The sequence below is a fragment of the Lysinibacillus sp. NPDC056220 genome, from assembly GCF_049315265.1.
Lineage (GTDB): Bacteria > Bacillota > Bacilli > Bacillales_A > Planococcaceae > Lysinibacillus > Lysinibacillus pinottii.
Genome location: NZ_JBMOXD010000002.1, coordinates 119332 through 145740, shown reverse-complemented (window position 1 = coordinate 145740; position 26409 = coordinate 119332). Strand labels below are relative to the sequence as shown.

Annotated in this window: 24 protein-coding genes and 1 riboswitch; of the genes, 6 read left to right on the top strand and 18 right to left on the bottom strand. The window is 38.0% G+C overall.

The window, feature by feature from the left end; genetic code table 11:
* From pyk to ACOZBY_RS05690, 7 genes are all read right to left on the bottom strand, one after another.
* Entirely contained in the window at nucleotides 1-1761 is a 1761-nt protein-coding gene (pyk, locus tag ACOZBY_RS05720; protein WP_031418626.1) for a pyruvate kinase, read from the bottom strand.
* 26 nt (nucleotides 1762-1787) lie between these two features.
* Complete coding sequence (gene pfkA / locus ACOZBY_RS05715; protein WP_031418625.1) at nucleotides 1788-2747, bottom strand: 6-phosphofructokinase; 960 nt, start codon at nucleotides 2745-2747, stop codon at nucleotides 1788-1790.
* Nucleotides 2748-3058: 311 nt separating this feature from the next.
* The gene (locus ACOZBY_RS05710; protein WP_012295624.1) at nucleotides 3059-4015 is read right to left on the bottom strand and encodes an acetyl-CoA carboxylase carboxyltransferase subunit alpha; all 957 of its coding nucleotides are present in this window, start codon (nucleotides 4013-4015) and stop codon (nucleotides 3059-3061) included.
* Nucleotides 4008-4865 (bottom strand): acetyl-CoA carboxylase, carboxyltransferase subunit beta, encoded by an 858-nt coding sequence (accD, locus tag ACOZBY_RS05705; protein ID WP_012295625.1) that lies wholly within the window; start codon nucleotides 4863-4865, stop codon nucleotides 4008-4010. Before accD ends, ACOZBY_RS05710 begins: the two co-directional genes overlap by 8 nt.
* Before the next feature lie 24 nt (nucleotides 4866-4889).
* On the bottom strand, nucleotides 4890-5531 hold the full coding sequence (locus ACOZBY_RS05700; protein WP_012295626.1) for a FadR/GntR family transcriptional regulator: 642 nt from the start codon (nucleotides 5529-5531) through the stop codon (nucleotides 4890-4892).
* Nucleotides 5532-5663: 132 nt separating this feature from the next.
* On the bottom strand, nucleotides 5664-8747 hold the full coding sequence (gene dnaE / locus ACOZBY_RS05695; protein WP_281486939.1) for a DNA polymerase III subunit alpha: 3084 nt from the start codon (nucleotides 8745-8747) through the stop codon (nucleotides 5664-5666).
* 21 nt (nucleotides 8748-8768) lie between these two features.
* Nucleotides 8769-9713 carry a DHH family phosphoesterase gene (locus ACOZBY_RS05690; protein ID WP_031418623.1) on the bottom strand — a complete coding sequence of 315 codons (945 nt, stop codon included), beginning with the start codon at nucleotides 9711-9713 and terminating at the stop codon, nucleotides 8769-8771.
* A 90-nt stretch (nucleotides 9714-9803) separates the two neighbouring features.
* Here ACOZBY_RS05690 and ACOZBY_RS05685 point away from each other — a divergent pair, with 90 nt between their 5' ends.
* On the top strand, nucleotides 9804-10109 hold the full coding sequence (locus ACOZBY_RS05685; protein WP_031418622.1) for a YtpI family protein: 306 nt from the start codon (nucleotides 9804-9806) through the stop codon (nucleotides 10107-10109).
* A gap of 52 nt (nucleotides 10110-10161) precedes the next feature.
* Here ACOZBY_RS05685 and ACOZBY_RS05680 read toward each other — a convergent pair whose 3' ends face one another.
* Together ACOZBY_RS05680 and ACOZBY_RS05675 are read right to left on the bottom strand one after the other, a co-directional pair.
* Nucleotides 10162-11469, bottom strand: a complete 1308-nt coding sequence (locus ACOZBY_RS05680; protein ID WP_031418621.1) for a DRTGG domain-containing protein — start codon at nucleotides 11467-11469, stop codon at nucleotides 10162-10164.
* Between the two features lie 152 nt (nucleotides 11470-11621).
* On the bottom strand, nucleotides 11622-12305 hold the full coding sequence (locus ACOZBY_RS05675; RefSeq protein WP_281486938.1) for a metal-dependent hydrolase: 684 nt from the start codon (nucleotides 12303-12305) through the stop codon (nucleotides 11622-11624).
* A gap of 231 nt (nucleotides 12306-12536) precedes the next feature.
* Here ACOZBY_RS05675 and ACOZBY_RS05670 point away from each other — a divergent pair, with 231 nt between their 5' ends.
* A complete protein-coding gene (locus ACOZBY_RS05670) occupies nucleotides 12537-13625 on the top strand; it encodes a M24 family metallopeptidase (protein WP_012295632.1) in 1089 nt (362 codons plus the stop codon).
* 173 nt (nucleotides 13626-13798) lie between these two features.
* Here ACOZBY_RS05670 and ald read toward each other — a convergent pair whose 3' ends face one another.
* The gene (gene ald, locus ACOZBY_RS05665) at nucleotides 13799-14914 is read right to left on the bottom strand and encodes an alanine dehydrogenase (RefSeq protein WP_031418618.1); all 1116 of its coding nucleotides are present in this window, start codon (nucleotides 14912-14914) and stop codon (nucleotides 13799-13801) included.
* Nucleotides 14915-15314: 400 nt separating this feature from the next.
* Here ald and ACOZBY_RS05660 point away from each other — a divergent pair, with 400 nt between their 5' ends.
* Nucleotides 15315-15764: a universal stress protein gene (locus ACOZBY_RS05660; RefSeq protein ID WP_008176818.1), complete on the top strand. Its 450-nt coding sequence runs from the start codon at nucleotides 15315-15317 to the stop codon at nucleotides 15762-15764.
* A gap of 58 nt (nucleotides 15765-15822) precedes the next feature.
* On the opposite strand, the gene ACOZBY_RS05655 is transcribed toward ACOZBY_RS05660, so the two are convergent.
* From ACOZBY_RS05655 to mbcS, 5 genes are all read right to left on the bottom strand, one after another.
* Complete coding sequence (locus ACOZBY_RS05655; protein WP_012295634.1) at nucleotides 15823-16752, bottom strand: class I SAM-dependent methyltransferase; 930 nt, start codon at nucleotides 16750-16752, stop codon at nucleotides 15823-15825.
* 89 nt (nucleotides 16753-16841) lie between these two features.
* Entirely contained in the window at nucleotides 16842-17345 is a 504-nt protein-coding gene (gene tpx / locus ACOZBY_RS05650; RefSeq protein WP_012295635.1) for a thiol peroxidase, read from the bottom strand.
* Between the two features lie 137 nt (nucleotides 17346-17482).
* Nucleotides 17483-18109, bottom strand: coding sequence for an RDD family protein (locus ACOZBY_RS05645; protein ID WP_012295636.1), 627 nt, complete (start codon nucleotides 18107-18109; stop codon nucleotides 17483-17485).
* A gap of 12 nt (nucleotides 18110-18121) precedes the next feature.
* A complete protein-coding gene (sppA, locus tag ACOZBY_RS05640) occupies nucleotides 18122-19135 on the bottom strand; it encodes a signal peptide peptidase SppA (protein ID WP_012295637.1) in 1014 nt (337 codons plus the stop codon).
* A 183-nt stretch (nucleotides 19136-19318) separates the two neighbouring features.
* Nucleotides 19319-20902, bottom strand: coding sequence for an acyl-CoA synthetase MbcS (mbcS, locus tag ACOZBY_RS05635; RefSeq protein WP_036164489.1), 1584 nt, complete (start codon nucleotides 20900-20902; stop codon nucleotides 19319-19321).
* Between the two features lie 187 nt (nucleotides 20903-21089).
* Nucleotides 21090-21188: riboswitch (TPP riboswitch) on the top strand.
* Nucleotides 21189-21273: 85 nt separating this feature from the next.
* Between mbcS and thiM the strand changes: the two genes are divergently transcribed.
* From thiM to thiE, 3 genes are read left to right on the top strand one after another with little or no spacing between them, the layout of a single operon-like run.
* Nucleotides 21274-22041 carry a hydroxyethylthiazole kinase gene (thiM, locus tag ACOZBY_RS05630; RefSeq protein WP_031418614.1) on the top strand — a complete coding sequence of 256 codons (768 nt, stop codon included), beginning with the start codon at nucleotides 21274-21276 and terminating at the stop codon, nucleotides 22039-22041.
* Nucleotides 22029-22853, top strand: a complete 825-nt coding sequence (gene thiD, locus ACOZBY_RS05625) for a bifunctional hydroxymethylpyrimidine kinase/phosphomethylpyrimidine kinase (protein ID WP_031418613.1) — start codon at nucleotides 22029-22031, stop codon at nucleotides 22851-22853. The genes thiM and thiD overlap by 13 nt, the downstream gene beginning before the upstream one ends.
* Nucleotides 22843-23484, top strand: coding sequence for a thiamine phosphate synthase (gene thiE / locus ACOZBY_RS05620; protein WP_036164492.1), 642 nt, complete (start codon nucleotides 22843-22845; stop codon nucleotides 23482-23484). The genes thiD and thiE overlap by 11 nt, the downstream gene beginning before the upstream one ends.
* Nucleotides 23485-23554: 70 nt before the next feature.
* Here the strand turns inward: thiE and ACOZBY_RS05615 are convergent, their stop codons facing one another.
* From ACOZBY_RS05615 to ACOZBY_RS05605, 3 genes are all read right to left on the bottom strand, one after another.
* Nucleotides 23555-23773, bottom strand: coding sequence for an alpha/beta-type small acid-soluble spore protein (locus tag ACOZBY_RS05615; protein ID WP_012295642.1), 219 nt, complete (start codon nucleotides 23771-23773; stop codon nucleotides 23555-23557).
* A 152-nt stretch (nucleotides 23774-23925) separates the two neighbouring features.
* Entirely contained in the window at nucleotides 23926-25140 is a 1215-nt protein-coding gene (gene thiI / locus ACOZBY_RS05610) for a tRNA uracil 4-sulfurtransferase ThiI (protein ID WP_281486937.1), read from the bottom strand.
* Nucleotides 25140-26294 carry a cysteine desulfurase family protein gene (locus ACOZBY_RS05605; protein ID WP_012295644.1) on the bottom strand — a complete coding sequence of 385 codons (1155 nt, stop codon included), beginning with the start codon at nucleotides 26292-26294 and terminating at the stop codon, nucleotides 25140-25142. The genes thiI and ACOZBY_RS05605 overlap by 1 nt, the downstream gene beginning before the upstream one ends.
* Nucleotides 26295-26409 lie beyond the last annotated feature (115 nt).

Sequence of the window (26409 nt, the reverse complement as noted above, 5' to 3'; positions counted from 1 at the left end):
TTAAAGAACGCTAGCATGTCCTTTATAGATAACGCCTGTTTCAGCATCCATCGTAATTTCTTGACCATGGCGTAATAATGTTGTTGCTTCTTTTACACCAACAATTACAGGGATACCAAGACTTAGTCCAACTACTGCAGCATGACTCGTTAGTCCACCTTCTTCAGTAATTAGCCCTATACAATTTTCTATTGCTGGCATCATTTCACGGTCTGAACCCACTGTTACAAGAATACTTCCTTCTGTATCATAAGCAAGTGCTTCAGCTGCATTTTTAGCGATTACCGTTTTACCTACAACGGATGCCTTGCCAATTCCTTGACCACGAGCAAGTAAATCGCCAATAATGTGTACTTTCATTAGGTTTGTTGTTCCTGCTTCTCCAACAGGCACACCTGCTGTAATTACAACAGCATCACCATGTGTGACGAAACCATGCTTCAAGCTTTCATCCACAGCTAATTCTAAAATCTCATCTGTTGTTGTAACACGTTGGCAAACAATTGGATGCACACCCCATACTAAAGTTAATGTTTGGGCTGTATTTGTTGAGCCTGTTACTGCAACAATTGGTACACCAGGTCGATATTTGGCAATCATTCTAGCTGTATTACCACTTTCTGTTGGTGCTAATACGGCTTTAACACCTAAATTAATGGATGTATACGCGACTGCTTGTGAAATAGCTTCTGTCATATTGGCTTCTTTTTCACGACTACGTGTAGAAACAATCGATTTATAATCTAACGAATTTTCAGTACGTTGAGCAATTTTATTCATGGTTTGTACTGACTCCACTGGATATAGACCTGCAGCAGTTTCTCCTGACAACATAATCGCATCTGTACCATCAATGATTGCATTCGCTACATCACTTGCTTCTGCACGTGTTGGACGTGGGTTACGTTGCATTGAATCCAACATTTGAGTGGCCGTAATAACGGGTTTCCCTACTTGATTACATTTTAAAATTAATTTCTTTTGTACAAGTGGTACTTCTTCTGCTGGAATTTCAACACCAAGATCTCCACGTGCTACCATTAATCCATCAGACACAAGGATAATCTCATCTATATTATCGACACCCTCTTGGTTTTCAATTTTAGGAATGATTTGGATATGCCCACCGCCATTTTGCTCAAGCAACTCACGAATTTCTAGTACATCTTTTGCGCGACGAACGAATGAGGCAGCAATGAAGTCAACGCCTTGCTCAATACCAAATAAAATATCCTGTGCATCCTTTTCTGTAATACCTGGAAGCTGTACAGATACACCTGGTACGTTAACACCCTTTTTATTTTTTAATACACCAGCATTTTCTACAATCGTATGAATTAAACCTTTTTCAACATCTGTAGCTAATACACGTAATTGAATAAGACCATCATCAAGTAAAATAATGGAGTTTTGTTCAACATCTTCTACTAATTGCTCATACGTAACAGAGAAGCTTGTCTCCGTGCCTTCCACTTCAGTCATTGAAATATCAATCACTTGACCAGCTGTTAAATGAAGCTCACCATTTTTCATGTTATGCGTACGAATTTCAGGACCTTTTGTGTCTAATAAAATTCCTACTGGTTTATTTAACTTTTGTGCCACTTCACGAATTAAATGAATTCGCCCCGCATGCTCTTCATGAGAGCCATGTGAAAAATTCAAGCGGGCTACATTCATACCTGCTTCAATTAATTTTTCTAATGTTTCTGATGACTCACTTGCAGGTCCAATTGTACATACGATTTTTGTTTTTCTCATTTTTTGCCCACTCCGTTTATAACAAATTATATTGATAGTTCTTTCATAAGCGTGTATAGACTTACATCTGCCTCATGATTCTTTTCAAAGGCCTCAGGCATATCATAATCAATAACTTGATGATTGCGAATACCTACTGCTCGGCCATACTTGCCTTCCATTAGTAACTCCACTGCATGTGCGCCAAACTGACTTGCCAATACGCGATCACGTGCAGTTGGTGAACCGCCACGCTGAATATGACCTAACACCGAAACTCTAGTTTCTTTTCCAGTCTTTTCTTTTATCAGCTTAGCTAGTTCATTTCCAGACATAACACCTTCTGCCACAATAATAATACTATGCTTCTTCCCACGTGCTGCACCACGATCTAAGCGTGCCACAATATCATCTAAATCATAATCCTCTTCTGGAATTAAAACTGTTTCAGCACCCGCAGCAAGCCCTGCCCATAAAGCAATATCCCCTGCATCACGACCCATAACCTCAACTATGAAGGAATTTTCATGTGAAGTAGCTGTGTCTCGGATTTTATCGATGGATTCTACTACTGTATTGAGTGCCGTATCAAAGCCTATCGTATATTCCGTCCCTGGAACATCATTATCGATAGTCCCTGGTACACCTACAGCAGGGAAGCCTTTTTTCACTAGATCCATAGCCCCTCTATAAGAACCATCACCACCAATGACAACAAGACCTTCTATTCCGGCAGCTCGTAAGTTTTCAATTCCTTGTTGTTGCACGGCATCTTCTTTAAATTCTGGACATCTGGCAGAATTTAAATGGGTACCACCACGCTGAATAATACCACCAACTGAGCCTAGATCAAGTTCTTCTAAATAACCTTTTACTAAGCCCTCATAACCATGTTTAATTCCGACAACATCAATTCCATGGAATGCTGCCTTACGAACAACCGCTCGAATAGCTGCGTTCATTCCAGGCGCATCTCCACCACTAGTTAATACAGCAATTTTTTTCATTGTCGAACCTCCTGCAGTTACTATTATTATTCACATTAACATGAAAAAACAAACTATGTAAGGGTTCTGATGATACAAAAACATAACTTTTACATAAAAAATGAAAAGAATGCGCTTTCACACACTCTTTCCATCCAAAAACATCCTAAATCTAACATTTTTTCAAGAAGTCTGACGTTCAGATTGCGTACCTAGCTTCTTTATTTTTTATAGCTTTTTAATAGGTTAAGAAACAATTTTTGTCTCTTAACGAGCAAATTCATATCCCCATAATTGTTGATGCTATCAAAAGAAAGCCTTAAAAAATGGTTTTATACTTCTGTATATTGTCCGATTTTTTTGAACTTTTCATAACGATCGTTAATTAATTGTTCTCCATTTAGAGAATTTAATGCATGAAGTGTAGTGCTAATGCATTCTTTAATATAAAGTGCCTGTTTTGCTACATTGCGATGCGCACCACCAATAATCTCAGGGATGATACCATCTATAACACCAAGCTCTTTTAAATCCGGTGCTGTTATTCGCATTGCTTCAGCCGCTTGCTTAGCAAGGCTACCATCACGCCATAAAATCGACGCTGCTCCTTCTGGAGAAATAACGGAATATGTTGAGTTTTCAAGCATAAAGACACGGTTTGCTACACCTAATGCTAAGGCACCGCCACTTCCTCCTTCTCCAATCACAATACTGATGACTGGAACTGTTAAGCCTGCCATTTCAACAAGGTTTCTAGCAATTGCTTCACTTTGCCCTCGTTCTTCTGCAGCTTTACCTGGATAAGCACCTTTTGTATCGATAAAACAAATAATTGGCCGTTTGAATTTTTCTGCTTGCTTCATCAAACGTAAGGCTTTACGATACCCTTCTGGGTGAGGCATACCAAAATTACGTCGTATATTTTCTTTTGTAGATTTCCCACGTTGGTGTCCGATTATTGTTACAGGTTGCCCTTCAAAAATACCAATTCCACCAAGGATTGCAGCATCATCACCAAAAGTACGATCTCCATGCAACTCAATAAAATTCTCACATATCGCTTCAATATATTGTAAAGTAGTAGGTCTTTCTGGATGTCTTGCTACTTGCACACGATCCCACGGCTTCATATTCGCATAAATAGATTGCTCTAATTGTGATAACCGTGTTTCTAATTTCTCAATCTCACCTGTCATATCTACATCTGCTTCAGTAGCAATTGTTTTTAATTCATCAATTTTTTCTCGTAGTTGGATAACTGGTTCTTCAAAAGCTAAATTTTTAGACATGTTGCACGCCGCCTTTCGTATGCATTTTTACAAGTAATGAAACTTGTTTACGTAAATCTTTGCGAGGGAAAATGGCATCCAATTGGCCATGCTCTAATAAAAATTCGGCTGTTTGGAAATCATTCGGTAGTTTTTCTCTTACAGTTTCTTCAATGACACGACGACCAGCAAAGCCAATCAATGCTTGTGGTTCTGCAATATTTATATCACCTACAGAGGCAAAGCTTGCTGAAACCCCACCAGTTGTAGGATGCGTTAAAATAGAAATAAACAATAAGCCTTGATCACTATGACGCTTTAAAGCAACACTTGTTTTTGCCATTTGCATTAAAGATAGTACACCTTCTTGCATACGTGCACCACCACTAGCCGTAAAGATAATAAAAGGCACACCTAATTCAGTTGCTTTTTCTACTGCACGAGTAATTTTTTCGCCCACAACTGAACCCATGGAACCCATACGGAAGTGAGAATCCATAATGGCCACAACAATTTCCTCTCCGTCTAATGTACCAACACCCGTTAGCACAGCTTCATTCAAGCCCGTTTTTTCTTGGTCAGCTGAAATTTTCTCCACATATGCTGGGAAGTTTAATGGATTGCTTGTTTGTAAATGGTCATCCATCGAAACAAATGAACCTTCATCCAAGAAGTAGTCTACACGTTCTTGTGCAGTCATTTTGAAATGATGACTACATTTCGTACACACTTTATGATTTTTTTCTAGTTCTTTCGTTAATTGAATATGGCGGCATTCAGGACATTTTGTCATTAATCCTTCTGGAAATGCTTTTTCCTGTCCATCCTCTTTCTTTTTTCGGTTACCACTAAATAAGCTACGTATTGCCATGTTTGACTCCCCCTTTGTTGTTGTCTAAGTGCTTTGTACAGTACTCATCCACTGCTCATAAGCTTTTAGTGCTTCTTTTTCGTACCCTAGCTGCATCGATTTCAACATGGTTTGAATGATTATTTTTTCATCTTCTGTTGAGTTTCGATTTAAACGGTCGCCATCGTAAGCTGCCAACTGAAACCAGATTTTTAATGATAAACGATTGCCTGTTGTGATTAGAAGTTCTCGCAATATATCACGACAATTAATCATACCTTCTAATTCTAGTTTCACAAAAAAACTATCCCACACAGGTAGTGTGCGAAGAATCTCTGTACAACTTATTACGCGAATAGCTTCCTTTTCATGAATTTGTCGCGTAAATTCGACATCTTTTTTCGATTTTTCATCTTCTAATATAAACATCGACAGTATTTCTACAAGCTGATGCTTATGTGTGGAAGCAAGAAAAGTACCACCACCATGCCTCGTTTCAATAAGACCTAGTAATTCTAGACTTCGCAATGCCTCTCTGACAGAGGATCGCCCGACACCTAGACGCTCCGATAAGACTCGTTCGGAGGGAAGCTTTTCACCTGCTTGTATTTTTTCCATTTTAATGAGTTGACGTAGTTGTTGGACGATTTCTAAAAACACTTTTTTTTGTTCGGTTTTTTTATCCATACGACTAACTCCCCTTATCAGAAAAGTGGTCTGACCACTTTTTAACGTTGACTCTAGCTTACAGAATAACTGTTAAAAAGTAAAGAAAAAACTGCATAAAATTCAATGCAGTTTCTTAATTCTTGTTTCATTTCATATCTTTTTCGTCGCTTGCGCATGTTTTACTTTAATTTGTGGTTTTCCAAAACGTCTTTCTAGATTCCCTTCTACAACCAGAATTTCATCTTCTACTAACAAATCTTGAACGAATTGAAAAACTTGTGGAAATAATGTAGCAGAAACAGATCCATGCTCATCCTGTAACTGGACAAAGGCCATCTGCTCCCCTTTTTTGGTACGAATTTTTTTTACTTCTTCCATGACACCAATCATTTTCACATACGTACCATCTCGCATTTGCTTTAATTCACGACTTGTACAATTCACATCAGCCCAATATGGTCTTTCTTGCGTAACCGGATGGGCAGAAATGTAAAAGCCTAAACTTTCCTTCTCATGTATCAATTTTTCCTTTTGTGGCATATCATCAACTTGCATATATTTTGGCTTTCCAAAGTTAAATTCTGTAGCAGTTGATATATCAATATCCTCATTTGGCCGTAGTAGTTCAGCGTGTTTTAAGGCAGCATCTATTGTCATGATTAGTACTGCACGGTCCTTTTCTAGATAATCTAGGGCTCCAGCATAAATTAATGATTCTATTACTTTCGGTTTAAAATGCTGTGCACTTAATGCCACAGCTAAATCAAAAAGGTTATATAATGCCGGAGGGTTCGTTTGGCGCAATGTATTGATACTTTCAATAAAAGTATGAGGGACGCCTTTAATCCCTGCTAAACTATAACGGATCCCCTCCTGCTCAACCGTAAAATATTTTGTACTGTCCTTTAATGAAGGTGGATAAAACGGGATACCTTTGTCTTTGGCCTCTTGTACTAGCTGTTGAATTTTATCTACATTTCCCGTTGCATTAGATAATAATGCAGCATAAAAGCTTTGAGGGAAATGTGCCTTTAAATAAGCCATTTGATAAGAAATAATACTATAAGCTACAGCATGACTTTTAGGAAATCCGTAATCAGCAAAGCGGACAATTAATTCATACACCTCTGTCGCCACATGCTGATCATAGCCTTGTTTTAATGCCCCTTGTACAAAGGTAACCTGTTGCTCCTCCAGGACTTGACGATTTTTTTTGCTAACGGCACGGCGAAGTAAATCTGCTTGACCCATTGAAAATCCTGCTAGCACAGAGGCAATCTTGATAATCTGCTCTTGATAGACAATAACACCAAAAGTCTCTTGTAGAATTGGCTCTAACACAGGGTGAGGCATAACCACTAATTCTTTACCGGCTTTTCGTCTAGCATAGACAGGTATAAATTCCATTGGACCCGGACGATAAAGTGCGTTCACAGCCACAATATCTAAAAATTGTGTAGGATGAATGTCTCGTAATGCTTGTTTCATTCCTTCCGATTCTAATTGGAAAATACCTGATGTATCACCACTTTGCAATAATTGAAAAGTTTTTTCATCATGCATAGGAATTCGTTCAAAATCAATCCAAGGTCCACCCGCTTTATAAATGGACCAACGAATTTGCTCTAAAATAGTTAGATTGCGTAAACCTAAAAAATCCATTTTGACAAGTCCGCTCGCCTCTACATCACCCATCGGCCATTGTGTGCAATATATGCCTTCATGTCCATCCTCAATAGGGACTGTATTGACTAAGGAGGAAGGAGCAATAACGATGCCTGCCGCATGGGTAGAGGAATTTCTAGGTAGACCTTCTAATTTTTGCGCTACTTCGAACCAACGCTGATGCTGGTGATCCTCAGAGAGCCACCCCTGTAAATCATATGATTCTTCTAAAGCCTTTTGCAATGTAATCCCCGGTTTATTCGGAATCATTTTTGAAATTTTCTCTAATACCTCTGCACCAAAACCAAATACTCTTGCGACATCTCGAGCCACTGCTTTGGCAGACAATGTACCGAATGTAATGATTTGGGCGACATTGCCTTTACCATATTTTTGTGCAACGTACTGAATCACTTGATGTCGTTTACTATCGACAAAATCAATATCAATATCAGGTAAGGATATCCGTTCAGGGTTTAAAAATCGTTCAAATAATAAACCATAGGCGAGTGGATCTACTTGCGTAATAGCTAGACTATAGGCAACTAGTGACCCAGCGGAGGAACCACGACCTGGTCCAGTTAAAATGCGATTGTCTTTGGCAAAGCGCATAAAATCAGCTACAACTAAAAAATAATCAGCGAAGCCCATTGAACATATTATTTCAAGCTCATATTGTAGTCTTTCTCGGTAACCATACGGAATGTCCAGCTGGTTAAATCGTTCCTCTAATCCAGAAAATGCTTCTTTAACAAGTAAACTCTCAGCTGTTTCACCTACTGGCACAGGAAATTTAGGCATTTGTACAGACATTTCAGGAATGATAGCACGACAGCTAGCAAGCATTTGTCCACAGGTCTCAAGCCATTCTGGTCGATCAGTAAACCAACTTTGCCACTCTTGTGCTGTTGGTGCAAAATAACCCTGTAATTTAGCTGTTAGCATCGTATCTCCAAGCTTGTCTCCCGTATCGATTGCTCTTGCTACTTCGTATGCAAAATGATCTTCAGGTCGTAAAAAATAACAGCTCTGAACAGCTACAAGTGGAATCCTCTGTCCCTCACACCACTCTACAAGCTCATTCTCATTAGCTAGCGCCACCCCTCCAGGTCTGGTAATTCCCATATAAAAGTGATGCTGAAAGAGATGAGCTAAGGCAGATACTACTCCATGCCAATCTTTTAATTCGGCTAAATCATCGGATGAAAGCAATGCCAAGCAGCCTGCTGCATAGCCCTCTAGCCATTTCCAAGGTAGCACTCCGTCTTCCCTAATTGAAGCCGCACTGCTAATTTTCAATAACTGTTGATAGCCCTCCTGAGACTGTGCATACAGTACAAGAGGAAGCGTTGTGTCATGCCATTGCACATTAACAGAAAGCCCCATGACGGCATGTATTTTTGCTTGCTGCATGGCTTTACAAAAAGGCAAAAGCCCGTACAATTTCGTATTTACGATTGCACAGGCCTGCGTCTTTTGTTCTAGTAAAAAAGGAATCAATTGCTCAAGCCGAATTGTGCTTTTCAATAAATCCGCGCTCGTATGCATCTTTGTGTATACATGTGTCAAATGAATCCCTTCCTTTTCTTTTTAATGATACGCTTTACAAATCTCTTGTAATCTTGTGATGACGTTATCTGCTTCTTTCCATGAATAAGCCGTAGCTCCAGAAGCCAGCGGATGTCCACCACCATTAAACTCTTTTGCTAATGTATTAATAATAGGACCCTTCGAACGTAAACGTACACGAATTTGATCTACCTCTTCAATGAATACAACCCACGAGCAAATCCCCTTAACACTACCTAGGCAACCTACTAGCAGTGATGCTTCTGACGGTACAATATCATGTTCTGCTAATAATTCTTTTGTTAGCTTCACATGAGCTGCTCCATATTCATCCATTTTAAAGTTTTGATAAATATAACCTTGTAAATTAAGCAGTTTTTGCTCCATTTCATACATACCATCAAAAATTTGATTTCGATCAAAATCATATGTAATCAGGTCTGCAGCCACTTTAAATGTTTTAGCCGTAGTACTTGGGAATTGGAATCTACCTGTATCTCCTACAATTCCAGCAAATAATAATCGTGCAGCAGTATCAGACATTTGCCAGTTAGCCACTTCCTTACCTTCCTCATACAGTTCGTAAATCATTTCACTGCAAGAACTTGCTGTCGTATCGACCCATAAAAGGTCACCATAGGCATCATCATTAGGGTGATGATCAATTTTAATAATCATTTTCCCCTTAGTATAGCGTGGATCGTCAACACGTTCGGTATTGGCCGTGTCAGTCACAATTACTAAAGCATGGTCATAAACATCATCAGCTACTTGATCAGGCTGTGCCATAAATGTTAAGGAAGTATCATGCTCACCTACAGCAAAAACCTTTTTATCTGGATAATTTGTTAAAATCAATTCTTTTAATCCTTGTTGTGAGCCATAAGCATCTGGATCTGGTCGTACATGACGATGAATAATGATTGTTTCATAGGCAGCAATTGTGTCGATGATTTGTCTTTTCACAATAAATTCCTCCAAAATGATAGTAAGAACCGTTAGCATTTTTCCAGAATTATCGTTACAATAATGTCTAGTTATGCTAGGAGGTTTACTATGCTCAATTTAATATTTGTGTTTGCGATAATTATATCTTTTGTCTTTTATTTTTATTTTAAAACAAAACAGTTCCGTTCATCATTACCAATCGCTAAAAATTGGTATAAAAGTAAGGCGAATATCGGCTTCGGTTCCTTCCTACTGTTTTTCGGATTTAATCAAGCCTATTTATTCCCTAGCTTATATACATTTGTAATTGTAGCAATTCTTGTCGTGCTAGGCATCTTTGTCGTAGTAGAAAATACGAAAAAAGCGCGTCATTATGGTCAATTTGTTGAAGAAGAATTCCGCATTAATCGATAATATGTAACAAAGGGATGACCAAGCAATTGCGCTAGGCCATCCCTTTTAATACTTAACGTTCTAAAAGCTGGAACATCATCATTGCCTTACCAACAAGTATTTGTTGATTATACACTTCAAAATCCATTTTCACAAACTTACGACTCATGTCTAAAATTCGTGGCTTGACTGTAAGTGTACTTTCCATCTGTACCGGTTTAATAAAATAAATGGTCATATTCTCAGCTACTGCATCCCCTCGTTTGCGACGCTTTAATGCAAATGAACCCACTTCAGCAAGTAGAGTGGTGAAAGCACCGTAAGAAATTGCCCCGTATTGATTTGTCATTTGAGGTGTAACTTTAAATTCCACGACCAGCTCATCATCACCAAGTACCTTCATCTCATTTTTCACTAAATCATCTATAGTTTCACCATGCTGTGGCTGCCTTTGAGCTAGCTGCAATGCTTTAAGCACGTCCTGACGACTAATGACACCCTGTAAAATGTTGTCGTCATCTACGATAGGTAACAGATCAATCCCTTCCCAAATCATACGATGCCCAGCTGAAGCAACACTCATTTTCATGGAACCAGCAATTGGATTCTTCGTCATAACCTTTTCAACTAACTCATTTTCTTCTCGACCAATAACGTCTTTTACAGTAATCATTCCGACAAGTTTATTTTGATGAGTGACAACTGGAAATGCACCATGTGTGGTGCGTTCATTTAACTTCTGGAAATGACGGATGGTCTCATCATTTTTTAACGCTGCTGTGTCAGTCATTGGAACATAAATATCTTCAATAAATAAAATATCCTTTTTGATGAGCTGATCATAAATAGCTCGGTTAATCATCGTTGCTACAGTAAACGTATCATAGCTAGTTGAAATTATAGGTAAATCTAATGAATCAGCCAGTTGTTTATTGGCATCTGTTGTATCAAAACCCCCTGTAATTAAAACAGCAGCACCTGCTCGAAGTGCATTTTCATGGGCTTTAAAACGATTCCCTACAATCAATAAGCTACCCGCATCTGTATACCGCATCATATCTTCTAATTGCATTGCCCCTATAACAAATTTCGTTAACGTTTTATGTAGACCTGATTTTCCACCTAAAACTTGACCATCTACGATGTTGACAATTTCTGCAAAAGTTAAACGTTCAATGTTTTCTTTCTTTTTCTTTTCAATACGAATTGTTCCAACACGTTCAATTGAACTTACTAAGCGACGGTTTTCTGCTTCTTTTATAGCACGATATGCAGTCCCTTCACTCACTTGCATTTCTTTCGCAATTTGACGTACTGAAATTTTATCGCCCACAGGTAGTGACTCGATGTATTGTAAAATTTTCTCATGTTTTGTAGACAAAATATCACCTATTTCCTAAGCTTCAATTCTGCTCTTAGTGTACCATATTTTTTATAAAAATATTTAATATAAAGTGATCAAATTGTTTAAAAAACCCCATCATTCCAACTACCAGCGTGGTGTCAATTCATATAGTACAGCATAATCAACGATTAGAAACAGTTTACTTTCTCACCAGCTTTTAAAATTTGAACCTCTGAGTTTTGTACTAAATCAGCAAAAATCTGTGGATCTTGCTCGATAGGTGGGAATGTATTGTAATGAATAGGTACAACTATTTTAGGCTGTAAGAATGAAACTGCGCATGCAGCGTCTTCTGGACCCATTGTAAAATTATCACCAATTGGTAGGAATGCTATATCTATTGGATGTCGCTCCCCAATTAATTTCATATCACTAAATAGAGCTGTGTCACCTGCATGATAAATCGTTAGCCCTTCAACAAATAGTAATATCCCAGCTGGCATTCCCATATAAATAATTTCTTTTGTATCTGTTACATAAGAAGAGCCATGGAAAGCCTGCGTAAACTTTACCTTCCCAAAATCGAATTCCTTAGCCCCTCCAATATGCATTGGGTGTGTTTTAACTCCTTGCCAGGAAATCCAATTGGCTAATTCATTTGGAGCAATGACTAGCGCATCTTTTTTCTTCGCTAGTTCTATGGTGTCTCCAACATGATCATTATGACCATGTGTTAATAAAATAATATCTGGTGCTTCTTCAACAACCTTTAAATCTGTTTGTCCATTACCGTTAATAAAAGGATCAATTAAAATTGTTTTCCCATTTGTTTGAATTTTGACAATTGAATGTCCATGATAGCTTATTTCCATCTTAATGTCCTCCTCGTTTATAAATGACAACCCCTCCATTTTAATTCGCTACCCATGCGCTTTTTTCCTTTTTTTGATATGCTTGTACAGAGAATAATCGTATCACTCTCTAACAATTTTATACTTTGTTAGATCACAATTATTCAGTGAGAAAAAGGAACAGCCCTTTTCTTTAGAAAGTCGAAGGTTCCTCATTAAAATTTTCCATGTACTAAAAAGGAGGACATATTTATGTCAAAGGTTGAAGAAATCCAAAGTTATTTACAGCAAAATCACATTGATGCAGCATTTATCACTACACCTGACAATGTTTTTTACGTTTCAGGCTTTAAAAGTAATCCACATGAGAGATTACTAGGTGTCATGATTTTTAAAGATGCTGAACCTTTTCTAATTTGTCCGCAAATGGAGATTCCAGATGCAAAAGCGGCTGGTTGGTCTTATGAGGTTATTGGTCACCAAGATACTGACAATTCGATGGAAGTGCTTGCACAAGCCATTACATCACGTGAAATTCAACCAACTACGTTTGCCATTGAAAAAGCACAGCTCATTGTGGAACGCTTAGAGGCACTACAGCAATCCTTCCCACAAGCAAATTTTGTACGTTTAGACGAAAAAATTAATGCAATGCGCGTAATTAAGGATGAAAGTGAATTAGACAAATTACGCAAAGCTGCGGAGTTAGCTGATTATGCTATTGAAATCGGTTGCAAGGAAATTGCTGAAGGTAAAACAGAAATGGAAATTTTAACAGCCATTGAAAATGCTATTCAAGATAAAGGCTGTAAAATGTCCTTTGAAACAATGGTACTAAGTGGACCAAAAACAGCCTCTCCTCATGGTCATCCAGGCGCACGTAAAATAGAAAAAGGGGATATGGTGCTATTTGACCTTGGTGTCATTTATGATGGCTATTGCTCTGATATTACGCGTACAGTTGCCTTTGGTGAGCCAAGTGAAGCACAAAAAGAAATATATCACGCTGTGTTAGCGGCCAACCAAAATGCTGTTTCAGCTGTGAAGCCTGGTGTTCGTGCCATGGACTTAGATAAAATTGCACGCGATACGATTACAGAAGCAGGTTTCGGAGAGTATTTCACACATCGTCTTGGACATGGTCTCGGCATCTCTGTACATGAATTCCCATCCGTTACAGGAACAAATGATATGACAATGGAAGAAGGCATGGTCTTTACGATTGAGCCTGGTATTTATAAATCAGATGTAACAGGTGTACGTATTGAGGATGATGTTGTTGTAACAAAAGATGGTGTGGAAGTACTAACAAAATTCCCGAAAGATTTAATCATTCTATAATATAAAAAAGGAAGCATCGAATTTGTCTTCCTACAGACTGTAGACAAACACAAAATTTTTGAGAGCTTGCCTATAAAAGCGTCGTTGATCTTTACTTGGGAAATGTTTGTAAGAAAAATAACAAAATCCTTCGAGAGTGAATTTCTCGAAGGATTTTTCATTTTTACAGGAAATTATTGAATAAGCTCATCCACATTGACATATGGAATTCCTTGTGAATCTGCTACAGCTTTATATACTAGTTGTCCATCTAATGTATTCACACCTTTTTTTAGTGCAGCATTGTCTAGGCAAGCTTGTTTATAGCCTTTATTTGCAATTTGAAGTGCGTAAGGAATTGTATTATTTGTTAAAGCAATTGTTGATGTACGTGGTACAGCTCCCGGCATATTCGCAACTGCATAATGGACAACGCCGTGTTTTACGTAAGTTGGATCATCATGTGTTGTGACACGATCTGAAGAAGCAAAAATACCACCTTGGTCAATAGCGATATCCACTACTACAGAGCCAGCTTGCATTGATTGAATCATTTCTTCAGACACAAGCTTCGGTGCTTTTGCGCCTGGAATTAACACGGCACCAATTACTAAATCGGAAGTTTTCACAGATTCTGCAATATTATAAGGATTAGAAATCAAAGTTTGAACATCACGGCCAAACATATCTTCTAATTGGCGTAAACGCTCAGGACTTAAATCGATAACTGTTACGTCTGCTCCCATGCCAACAGCGATTTTCGCAGCGTTCGTTCCCGCGATACCACCACCGATGACTGTCACTTTACCGCGTTGCACACCTGATACACCGCCAAGTAAAATCCCTTTACCAGCATGATTTCTCTCTAAGAACTGTGCACCAATTTGTGTAGCCATTTTACCTGCTACTTCACTCATTGGTGTTAATAACGGTAGTGAACCATTTGCTAATTGAACGGTTTCGTAGGCAATCCCTACAACTTTTTTATTTAAAAGTGCCTGAGTCAATTCAACCTCTGGCGCTAAGTGTAAGTAAGTAAATAGGATTTGACCTTCATAAAAGTAATTATACTCAGAAGCTACAGGCTCTTTCACCTTCATAATCATCTCTTGTGACCAAGCTTCCTTAGCAGTATTCACAATATGAGCACCAGCTGCAATATAATCAGCATCCGTAAAGCTTGATCCTAAGCCTGCTCCAGTTTCAATGTACACCTCATGGCCTGCATGTGTTAAAGTAACAACTCCTGCTGGTGTCATCGCTACACGATTTTCATTGTTTTTAATTTCCTTTGGAATACCAATTTTCATAGTTCCCTATCCCCTTCCATTACGTAAAAATCAGCATCATTTATGTAATTAAAAATAGATGCACCCCTTGCAATTCCATATTACCAAACAAATAAAAAAAAAGCTTTAATTAAAGTAAATACAAATAAAATTTCTAACATTTCCAAAATACAAAATATTTAAACGGTAATTCCAGCTAATAAATTACTATATTTAAAAAATAAAAAGGAAGCTTATAGCAATAGGAACTAGCCATTCCGAAAGCCAAAAATACGTTTGCACGCTGCAAATAGTGGGAATGAAGTAATTATATTTTCTTCATGAAATGCCTTCACTTTTTCATAATTTTTCTTCCGGAAAGTATTTCCTTTAGAAAATCATTTGGTATAATCAACATATACAAATCAGGGAGGTTTTTCAAATGGCTAATCATTATAAAAGCATTGTGGTTGCAGTAGACGGTTCTAAGGAAGCTGAATACGCCTTTCGTAAATCAATTGACGTGGCGAAGCGTAATGAAGGTTCGGTATTAAATTTAGTAAATGTTATTGATACACGTTCATTCGCTGCAATCGAAGCATACGACCGTTCTATTGCAGAACGTGCACAAGCATTCTCTGAAGAACTATTAAATGGTTACAAAAAGCAAGCTGAAGATGAAGGTATCGCAAACGTTAACCTAATCATCGAATATGGTTCTCCAAAAAATATTATTACTAAAGAGCTTTCTAAAATCGTAGACGCAGATCTAATCATTTGTGGTGCCACAGGTCTAAATGCAGTAGAACGTTTCCTAATTGGTTCAGTATCTGAAGCAATTGTACGTTCAGCTAATTGTGACGTTCTTGTAATCCGCACACCTGAAAACTAATCAGCAATACATAAAAAGGTATCCTACAGTAGGATACCTTTTTGAATTCTATGAGCAATTATTTGCCTTCTTTCCACATTTTCACTTTTTCAAAGAATAAGGCAAGTGCTTGTTTATTTTGCATATTTGGTACCTTTGCTAAAAGCACTTCTTTAGGTGATTGACATTCCTTCGATTGCTTTTGCAAAATGACAATGCTCTTTTCTAATGATTTATTAGCAAACATGGAATCAGGTAGCTGAATAATTGCTTGAATCCAAGCGTGCTTTTGAATGTACTTGTGAAGTTGCTTAGACTGCTCTGAATCAAACAGATGTGATGGCGCAAGGAAAAATAAGTAGCCACCTTCCTTTGTATAATTCATAGATTGCTCCATAAATAAATGGTGGGCATAGCTCATTCCCTCTGACGAGCACAATTCATACTCAAGGGCAATTTCTTCATTTGGATAATAACCAACAGGTAAATCACAAACAACTGCATCAACTGGATTTGCTAGTAAATCTTGCAAGGCATCCTGTCGATATAAAGAAATTGGCTGCTCTGTTAAATCAGCTGTAGCTGCCGCTAAACGTATAAGTAGCTCATCTACTTCTACACCTGTAGCCTCGACTTTTCCATCTAATAAATTCATAACTGTTAGCAATAAATTTCCCGTACCTACTGCTGGATCCATAATCGATATTTTTTCTTGCTCAAGACGTTCAGCAAAGATTTGCTCAACAAAATAGCCCACTAATAACCCTAACGTATCAGGTGTCATTTGATGGTTTGGTTGAGAGCTTTTACGCATTCCTTTTAGAATGGCAATTTGTATAGCCTTGCGAATATCCTCTTTCGTTGCATCTTTTTGTGAGAAATCAACCTCGCCATCAAGCCATGCCTCTAGCCCATCTAGCAACCCCTCTAACAAAGTTGTATTGTGCTCTTTTTCGATTTTTTCAGCATGCTCATTTAACATACCAAATAATTTCTCGATATTTTCCATAGATAACTTCCTTTCAAGCAGAAAAGAGCCGTGACAAACACTCGTCACAGCCCCTTTGTCTAGTATTATCTTAGCCTAAAAGCAGGCCATTATGCTAGTGCTTTGACAGCTGCAATAGCCGCTTCATAGTTTGGATGATCTGTTGCCTCAGGTACATACTCAACATATGTTACTTTATTGTTTTCATCCACAACAAACACAGCACGTGTCAGAAGACGTAATTCTTGAATATACACGCCATAAGCCTCACCAAATGAAAGGTCGCGGTGATCAGAAACCGTTTGAACCGCATCAATACCTGCTGCCCCACACCAACGTTTTTGAGCGAATGGAAGATCTACAGATACTGTGTAAATCACTACATTATCACCTAAGTTAGCTGCTTCTTCATTGAAACGACGTGTTTGAGCATCACATACACCAGTATCTAATGATGGTACAACACTAAATAAACGAATTTTCCCCTCTGAATCTTTTAATGTTACAGGTGAAAGGTCATTCGCTAATACTGTAAAAGCTGGTGCTAAATCGCCCACCTTTACTTCATTACCTACTAGTGTCACTGGACCATTTTTAAATGTTACTTGTGCCATATAAACGCCTCCTAATCATCATATGTACATAATATTACTAAATGAAGGGAATTAATTGCAACTAAGATAGCTTACTTTATTCAAAGTGTTAGCTAGCAATAGAAAAGACTGTCTCATCGTTTGAGACAGTCTCTTGTTTATTGTTCATTTTTTTCTTCTAGTTTTTCTAGCTCAGGTTTTCCCTCTTGTTCAATAGAAGCTATCTTTTCATCTTTTTTCTCTATAGAAAGTGGCACTAAATTCTTTTCAATATAGACTTTCTCATGCACCACTGTTGTATCGGCGAAATAGTCATGCAGCCCTTGATTGTCTGGTAAAATAACTACCAAAATATAAAGAGGCATCACAATATTATTAATAATACGCCCAATCCATTCACGGAATAATACATCTGACCAAGTAAGGTTACCATGCTTTAATGAAATGACACGTAATCCAAATACCATCTTCCCTAGCGTTTGACCAAAGAATTTTGTCATAAGGACAAAATAACTATAATAAAGAACCGCTGAAATAATGGAGATTGGAGCATACCAAACTGATTCTGATAAGGACCAATCCATTAAATAAAAGATAGGATTAAAGAGTATTCCAACTACAGCAGACACAATAAACCCATCCAATAAAAATGCCCACAATCGAATCCAAAAGCCTGCTGTTTTTAATGTGTAGTTTTTTTGCCTTGCTAAATCTTCCGTACCATTGTTAAAAAAGTTATTTTCCATTGAGGGTGAACCTTGCATAACAACTTCATTGTTTGTCATTGAACTCCCTCCTTAGTATTCCCCGTATAAATACATCATTTTAGGTGCATTGTAATCTGTCATAATTTTCATTAGCATTTTTTCCTCTGCTGAAGGACCGAACATGGAGCCAATTTTCATCCCAACATATGATTGCCATCCGCCCATATCATAAGCATATTCAAATAATACAGCATCTTCTAGTCCAAAATCGGCGCGTAAGGCTGCAATGGCAGCTTCTTCGTCGCCAATTTCATCGACTAAACCAGCTTCAAGTGCTTTTGTACCACCAAGAATACGGCCATCCGCCACTTTCTTCACATCGGCTTCTGACATATTACGTCCTTGTTCAACGATATCCACAAATTCTTCATATGTTTCATTGATCATATCCTGCATCATTGCACGTTCCTCTGGTGTCACATCACGCATTGGACTTAGCATATCCTTATGCTCACCAGATTTAAACGTTTCGAATTTGACACCGACTTTTTCAGCCAATGCTTGATAATTAATAGATTGCATGATAACACCAATTGAGCCTGTTATTGTATCACGATGTGCAAATATTTTGTCTGCTGGAGCTGAAATATAATAACCACCAGATGCTGCCATTGAATCCATTGATACATAAATTGGAATTTGTCTTTCTTCTTTAATTTTTAACAGCTTTTTATAAATTTCAGCAGATTCTTTTACCCCTCCACCAGGAGAGTTAACACTTAAAACAATTCCTTCAATCGTATCATCGTACAAAATACTATCCAATTGTTCTAGGAAAAATTGATGATCATATGCAACAGGCTGCCATAGTGAACTTGAGCCAATATCTTGGATCGTGCCATCCACCTTTAAATAGGCAATCCTTTTATCAAAATTATCCCCTTCGATTACATTTTCATATACATCTAAGTTATTTCCTGCCATTAAACTATCAAAATTACCTAGGAAATCTGCTTTAAATAGCGCAAAAATGGTATTAATCCCCAATGAAAACAGTAAAAGAACACCTGCTACTATTAATGCAACCCACCTTTTAACATTCATCTCTTTCCGCCTCCTTATGACGTAATACGTATGACTTGCTCATTAGTTTCATTTTTTTGCAATAATATGCAATTAGTTTTATTCTATTTATTTCCTCATAATACCTTACCTAAAATTACAAAAAAAATCAAAGTTCATTTCTTTGATGAACTCTGATTTTCGACATTATTTCCTAGGAAATGATTATTGTATACATTTTTTTATTTCTTGTTGCCTTAATTCGACACGTCTAATTTTACCAGATGCAGTTTTGGGTAACTCTGTAACAAATTCAATAGCACGTGGATATTTATAAGGTGCTGTTAATGATTTCACATGATTTTGAAGGGTTTGAATAAGCCCTTGATCACCATTAACACCATACTGCAGGATAATAAATGCTTTAACGATGTTCCCGCGAACTCTATCAGGGCTTGCAATGACAGCAACCTCTTTCACAGTCGGATGCTTCATCAACGCATCCTCCACTTCAAAGGGTCCAATTGTGTAACCTGAGGAAATAATGACATCATCCCCGCGTCCTTCAAACCAAAAGTAGCCGTCCGCATCTTTATAAGCTCGATCCCCTGTTATATACCAATCACCACGAAATTGTAAATTTGTACGTTCTGGATCATTTAAATATCTTTTAAAGAGTGCAGGTGTTTCTCGATGAACGGCAATATCACCTACTTCTCCTATAGCTACTGGCTCACCAAAATCGTCTATAATTTCAACGGTGTTGCCAGGGGTAGGCTTCCCCATCGAACCAACTCTTGCCTCCATACCTACCATAGTCCCTACCAGTAAGGTATTTTCTGTTTGACCATAACCATCTCGCACCTGTAGATGAAAAGTATCCGCGAATTTTTTTATAACTTCACTGTTCAAGGGCTCACCTGCTGAAACAGCTTGTCGAATTGAACTGATATCATACTCCTGTAAATTGTCAAGTGCTGCCATAAAACGATATTCAGTCGGTGTACAACATAAGATATTCATTTTAAATTTTTCAAGCAATGTTAAATAGGTTGCCGCATCAAACTTTCCTTTATAGACAAAAGCAGTGGCACCACTGCCTAAAATGGCGAGAAACGGGCTCCAAATCCATTTTTGCCATCCTGGTGCTGCGGTTGCCCATACAATATCATTTTCTTGTACTCCTAGCCAATGAGGAGCTGTTGTCCGTAAATGTGCATAGCCCCAGCTATGCGTATGCACTGCAGCTTTCGGATTTCCTGTTGTGCCACTTGTATAAGCTAAAAATGCATGGTCTGTACTTTTTGTTGGTGTAGAACTTATGTAAGTTGTTGGTTGCTTTCGCATTATGTCTAACAATGGCTGCCATGGCTCATGAGCATTTCCAATAACAAATAGCTGCACCTCTTGTAAATTTTCTACTTGATCAAATTGCTGAATGTAAGGCTCAAAGGCCACAATTGCTTTAGCATCGGCATGATGAATACGATACTCAATATCTTTTGTTCTTAGCATTTCAGAGCTTGGAATGATTGTTAAACCCGCTTTTAATGCAGCAATATAGACAATGTATGCTTCTACTGAGCGTGGTACCATCACTAAAATGACATCACCTTTAGTTAATCCATTTTTTGTAAAGACATGTGCCGCCTGATTCGCTCTTTCAAGTAAATGTGCGTAGGTGATAAATTGTACATCAGAATGCTCTTCATAAATTATCAATGCATTTTTAGTTGAATCCTTAGCATATTTTTCAAATTCATCAGTTATGTTATACCATTCTGGTGCTACTAATTCTTGTCTTTTCATGGCAAATGCCCCCTTTTGATAAGACACATTATACTCCTTTCTTAGAATTTTCAATGGTTTACACTTGATTTGAGTAAAGTCATGACAACTATCATACTTACCTATATGGCATCAGTCACGTTTTGTTGATAGGAAAACTTGCTATTGAATACATATGAAAAGTATGGTACATTTTGGTCAACTAAAAGCAAGATTGCAGGGGGACTCATAAAGAGTTGAGAAGGTAAAACCTGACCCTTTGAACCTGTTAGTTAATACTGACGTAGGGAGCAATGAACATCTTTTTTTCAGATGAAAGGCTCTTTTTCGTGCATTTTTACACAAAAGAGCCTTTTTTGCGTGCTTACGTCCACCCATGAAGGAGGACTAAAATGATTTTTCAAACGATTCGTCAACAACAACCGCTTATACACTGTATAACTAATTATGTTGTGGCTAATTTCCAAGCAAATGGCTTATTGGCATTAGGTGCCTCTCCTGTCATGGCTGATGACAGCCATGAGGTAGAAGAAATGGTCGCCATTGCAGAAGCTCTTTTAATCAATATTGGTACACTGAATGATCGAACAAAGGAAGCGATGCTGTTAGCAGGAAAAAAGGCAAATACCCTTAGTATTCCTGTTATATTAGATCCAGTTGGCGCAGGTGCCACAGTTTATCGCAAGGAAACCGTACACCTATTACTTACAGACATACAATTTGCGGTCATACGCTGTAACAAGGGAGAACTTGCGGCATTAGTGAATGTGGAATGGCAACAAAAAGGTGTTGATAGTGGTGATGGATTTATTGACATAGAAACAGAAGCAACATTATTGGCTCAACGCTACAACTGTATAGTCATTGTTACAGGCGAACATGATTTTATGACAGACGGTGTGCAGAGCCAATGGATAACTGGTGGAAATTCACAAATGACAGAAGTCACTGGTACAGGCTGTTTACTTAGTGCTATATGTGGAGCCGCCTACTGTTCAGGAGAAGATCCATACAGTCAATTAGTGGAAACCCTCACTTACTACAAAAAAGCAGCTGAGCTAGCATCAGCCTTTACAGAGGATATCGGGGATATTCAAATTGCTTTGCTAAATGCCCTTCATCGTCTTTCAAAGGAGGGTGAGGCTTCATGCATATTGTAACGACAATTGCAGGCTCAGATAGTGGTGGTGGCGCTGGTATTCAGGCTGATTTAAAAACATTCCAGGAATTAGGGGTTTTCGGTACCTCAGTTATTACAGCTTTAACTGCTCAAAACACACGAGGTGTAACAGGGGTTTTCCCAATTGAAGTTAATTTTGTTGAAAAACAATTTCATGCATTACTAGAAGATTTTTCGATTGCTGCGATTAAAACGGGGATGCTTTATTCCTCGGATATTATTCAGACAATCGCACACATTTTACAGGATTTAAAAATCCCACTAATTGTTGATCCAGTTATGATTGCAAAAGGTGGAGAAAACTTATTGCAGCAAGAGGCTATTGAAGCCATGCGCATTTCTTTACTACCACTTGCTACAATTGTGACACCTAATATACCAGAAGCAGAGGCACTTACTGGAAGAAAAATAAATCAATTCTCTGATATGGAGGAGGTCGCTCAATGCTTTTTCCAACTAGGTGTTCACTGTGTCATCATTAAAGGTGGGCATCTCCCCAATTCGTTATATGCGATTGATTATGTATTTATAAAAAATGACAAATATTTTTCCATGCAGTCTCCTCGTATTCCAACGAAAAACACACATGGTACAGGTTGTACATTTTCAGCAGCTCTCACTGCTTTTATTGCTCAAGGTTTGACAATTGAAAAAGCTGTTATTGAAGCTAAAAAATTTATACAATTAGCTATTATGCATGATTTAGCCATTGGTAATGGTCATGGCCCTACAAATCATTTTGCTTATCGGCTGCATAATGGTGCCTGCGAGGTGAAGTTAGTTGAAACGTGAGGATTTACAGCTTTATTTTATTATGGGTACAAGCAATGTTTCCCATCAAGAGCCGTTAGTTGTTCTCGAAAAAGCGCTGAGGGCTGGCATAACCATGTTTCAATTACGTGAAAAAGGTCCTTACGCATTAACAGGACTAGCTTATGAGCAATTTGCCCGCCAGTGTCAACAATTATGTCAACATTACCATGTGCCGTTTATTGTTAACGATGACGTGGATCTAGCAGTACGACTTGGTGCTGATGGTGTCCATATTGGACAAGATGATGAACAGATTGCCATTGCACGGAAAAAAATGGCGAACCGGATTCTTGGCGTTTCCGTACATTCGCAGGAGGAACTACAAATAGCTATTGATCATCATGCTGATTATGTAGGTATCGGCCCTATTTTTGCCACAACATCTAAAAGTGATGCACAGCCACCATGTGGCACCAATTTTTTACAGAAGGCTTCCAAATTACAGCCTAACTTACCTATCGTGGCTATAGGTGGTATAAATGGGATAAATGCTGATATTGTTTTTCAAGCTGGTGCTGATGGAGTTGCTGTTATCTCTGCTCTCTGTGAAAGTGAGGATATTGAACAAACAGTATCCATATTTAAGTCTTTAAATCGCATAAAAAGATGATCTTTAAACAAACTAAAACCAGTGCCTTTTACGGTCACTGGTTTTAAGTTTATAAATGCTTATTTAGCATTTATTGGTTGTTGTTTGGCATACCCTTTAATTGAGATTCTGCCATTTGTACAAGACGTTTAGTGATTTCACCACCAACGGAACCGTTAGCACGAGCTGAAGCGTCAGCCCCTAATTGAACACCAAATTCTTGTGCAATTTCGTATTTCATTTGATCAAGTGCTTGTTGTACACCAGGTACTGCAAGCTGGTTTGAACTGCGGTTGTTGTTTGAAGCCATGTTTCTCACCTCCTTGTGAATATAGAATGTGCGTTATTAGATTTTTAATACAAAAAAAATAAAGGTAAATTGTACCTCTATTGGCATATGCCGAACTATACAAAAAAAACCGTCTCAAATAGGCTATTTGAGACGGTTTTTGAACTTTTGATTTATAAAAGATCAGCAAACTTATCTTGCTGTTGCTCTTCTTCTTTCTTAGGGAAAATATAGACCTCACGATTTTTGACAGCACGTGCTATAAGTTCATCAAAATCAGAAAAGCTTTCGTAATGCTCAACCTTTTCGAGCTTAGGCTTTGTTTTAGGACTAGCAGGCGTAAAGATTGTACAGCAGTCCTCGAAAGGCTGAATAGATGTTTCATAGGTGCCAATTTGTTCAGCTAACTCAATGATTTCTAATTTATCTGATGAAATTAATGGTCGTAAAATAGGCGTATTCGTTACTGCATTTATAGCCGTTAAGCTTTCAAGTGTTTGACTCGCTACTTGTCCAAGGCTTTCTCCCGTGACAATCGCAAGAGCTCCGATTTCCTCACGTACTTGATCAGCAACCTTTAACATCATACGACGAGTTGTTGTCATTGATACATTAGATGGTACTTTATCTTTAATCAATACTTGTATTTCAGTAAAAGGAATAACGTGCAAACGAATATTAGCACCAAATTTCGTTAACTCATTTGCAAGCACTTTTACTTTTTCTAATGAATTTTGGCTTGTATAGGGTGGACTAAAAAAGTGAATAGCTTCTAAACGGACTCCGCGTTTCATCATTAAATAACCTGCAACAGGACTATCAATACCACCTGAAAGCATTAACAATGACTTCCCATTTGATCCTACAGGCATTCCTCCTGCACCTGGAATGACTTGCGCCATCATATAGGTTGCATCATGACGGACTTCTACACGTAACTCGATATCTGGTTGCTTCACTTTCACCGATAAATTGTTAAATTGAGGTAAAACATATCCACCAATTTCCCGCTGAATCGCATGTGATTCTAACGGGAAGGTTTTATCAGTACGTTTCACTTCCACTTTAAACGTATATGGCTGGTCTTTAAATGTTTCCATTATCGTAATCGCAAGTTTTTTCATACTTTCCATATCTTTTTCACACGCTGCAACAGGGCTAAATGATTGGATACCAAAAATTTTAGGCAAACCTGTTACAAGTGTTTGCATTTGTGCGTCATTCTCTATTGCAATAAACATTCGATCACGTTCGGTACGAATATGAAGATGTCCTAAATCTGCAAAAGCATGGCGGATATTCTCACGTAAACGGCGGATAAAATCCATCTTATTGCGACCTTTTGTAGAAAGTTCACCATATCGAATTAAAATTTCTTTCCAAATCATTACTTTATTTCTCCTTTAAGCTCTAGCATTACTTCTGCTAATACTTGTTTAAACTTTTTAATATCTTCGGCTGTGTTATGTGCACCAAAACTAATACGGATGACACCTTTTTTATAATGCTCATCTAGATGCAATGCTTCGACAACATGACTTGTTTTAGTTTGCTTCGAAGAACAAGCACTGGATGTTGATACAATCACACCTCGTTTTTGCATCGCATTAATGATGACTTCTCCTTTTAAATCGCGAACACTGAAAGATATAATATGTGACGCTCCCTGTGGAGTCGACAAAATATGAATAGCCTCTCCATATTCATTTAGCTGTGCAAGAATTTCATCATGCCATTGACGGTATTTTTTTGCATGGTCATGCATGGTTTCAACCGCAATACGAGCTGCCTTAGATAAAGCCACAGCTTGTGGAACAGCTACAGTCCCACTACGCAATCCAAATTCTTGGCCACCTCCAAGTGCATAGGGCTGCCATCTTATCGCTTTACGAAATGCTAATACGCCAGAGCCTTTAAAGCCATGAATTTTATGGCCAGAGATCGAAATACAATCCGGTCCCTCTTCACCCTTAAAGGATACAGCTAATTTCCCGAAGCTTTGTACAGCATCCACATGTAAGGCTGCACGACTCATTTCATGGATTAATTTAGCTGCTTCATCAATCGGTTGGATAGCACCCATCTCATTGTTTACATGCATCATACTTACTAAAATTGTATCTTTACGTATTTTTGCACGAAGTTCATCCAATGAAATAATACCACGATGATCAACCTTTAAATATTCCACTTCAAAGCCCTCTGTTGCGAGCTGTTTCACAGTCTCTAAAACAGAAGGATGCTCAATTTCAGTTGTTAAAATATGCTTTCCTATATGTGTATTGCTACGCGCTATTCCAAAAATAGCCGCATTATTCGATTCCGTACCACCTGAAGTAAATAGCACATTTTTTGCTTCTGTTTGCAAAATATCTGCTACTTGCTCACGTGCCCGCATTAATAAATCATTTGCTTCAACACCCATAGCATGGATGGATGCAGGATTGGCATAATACTGCTCATTTACAACCATAAACGCCTGAAGAACTTCTTTTAATGGTTTAGTTGTGGCACTATTATCTAAATAAATTGTATCATTCATTATTTTTCACACACTTTCAAAACGTTGATGTAACGGTATTTATCATAACGCAATCTTTAGCGATTGACCACTAACTTTAACGATAATTCATATTTTAATCTCAAGAGTGATGGAA

Coding starts and splice junctions, on each gene's coding strand:
- pyk (WP_031418626.1), bottom strand. CDS start 1,761: ATGAGAAAAACAAAAATCGTATGTACAATTGGACCTGCAAGTGAGTCA.
- pfkA (WP_031418625.1), bottom strand. CDS start 2,747: ATGAAAAAAATTGCTGTATTAACTAGTGGTGGAGATGCGCCTGGAATG.
- ACOZBY_RS05710 (WP_012295624.1), bottom strand. CDS start 4,015: ATGTCTAAAAATTTAGCTTTTGAAGAACCAGTTATCCAACTACGAGAA.
- accD (WP_012295625.1), bottom strand. CDS start 4,865: ATGGCAATACGTAGCTTATTTAGTGGTAACCGAAAAAAGAAAGAGGAT.
- ACOZBY_RS05700 (WP_012295626.1), bottom strand. CDS start 5,531: ATGGATAAAAAAACCGAACAAAAAAAAGTGTTTTTAGAAATCGTCCAA.
- ACOZBY_RS05685 (WP_031418622.1), top strand. CDS start 9,804: ATGCTCAATTTAATATTTGTGTTTGCGATAATTATATCTTTTGTCTTT.
- ACOZBY_RS05675 (WP_281486938.1), bottom strand. CDS start 12,305: ATGGAAATAAGCTATCATGGACATTCAATTGTCAAAATTCAAACAAAT.
- ACOZBY_RS05670 (WP_012295632.1), top strand. CDS start 12,537: ATGTCAAAGGTTGAAGAAATCCAAAGTTATTTACAGCAAAATCACATT.
- ald (WP_031418618.1), bottom strand. CDS start 14,914: ATGAAAATTGGTATTCCAAAGGAAATTAAAAACAATGAAAATCGTGTA.
- ACOZBY_RS05660 (WP_008176818.1), top strand. CDS start 15,315: ATGGCTAATCATTATAAAAGCATTGTGGTTGCAGTAGACGGTTCTAAG.
- ACOZBY_RS05655 (WP_012295634.1), bottom strand. CDS start 16,752: ATGGAAAATATCGAGAAATTATTTGGTATGTTAAATGAGCATGCTGAA.
- tpx (WP_012295635.1), bottom strand. CDS start 17,345: ATGGCACAAGTAACATTTAAAAATGGTCCAGTGACACTAGTAGGTAAT.
- ACOZBY_RS05645 (WP_012295636.1), bottom strand. CDS start 18,109: ATGACAAACAATGAAGTTGTTATGCAAGGTTCACCCTCAATGGAAAAT.
- sppA (WP_012295637.1), bottom strand. CDS start 19,135: ATGAATGTTAAAAGGTGGGTTGCATTAATAGTAGCAGGTGTTCTTTTA.
- mbcS (WP_036164489.1), bottom strand. CDS start 20,902: ATGAAAAGACAAGAATTAGTAGCACCAGAATGGTATAACATAACTGAT.
- thiM (WP_031418614.1), top strand. CDS start 21,274: ATGATTTTTCAAACGATTCGTCAACAACAACCGCTTATACACTGTATA.
- thiD (WP_031418613.1), top strand. CDS start 22,029: ATGCATATTGTAACGACAATTGCAGGCTCAGATAGTGGTGGTGGCGCT.
- ACOZBY_RS05615 (WP_012295642.1), bottom strand. CDS start 23,773: ATGGCTTCAAACAACAACCGCAGTTCAAACCAGCTTGCAGTACCTGGT.
- thiI (WP_281486937.1), bottom strand. CDS start 25,140: ATGATTTGGAAAGAAATTTTAATTCGATATGGTGAACTTTCTACAAAA.
- ACOZBY_RS05605 (WP_012295644.1), bottom strand. CDS start 26,294: ATGAATGATACAATTTATTTAGATAATAGTGCCACAACTAAACCATTA.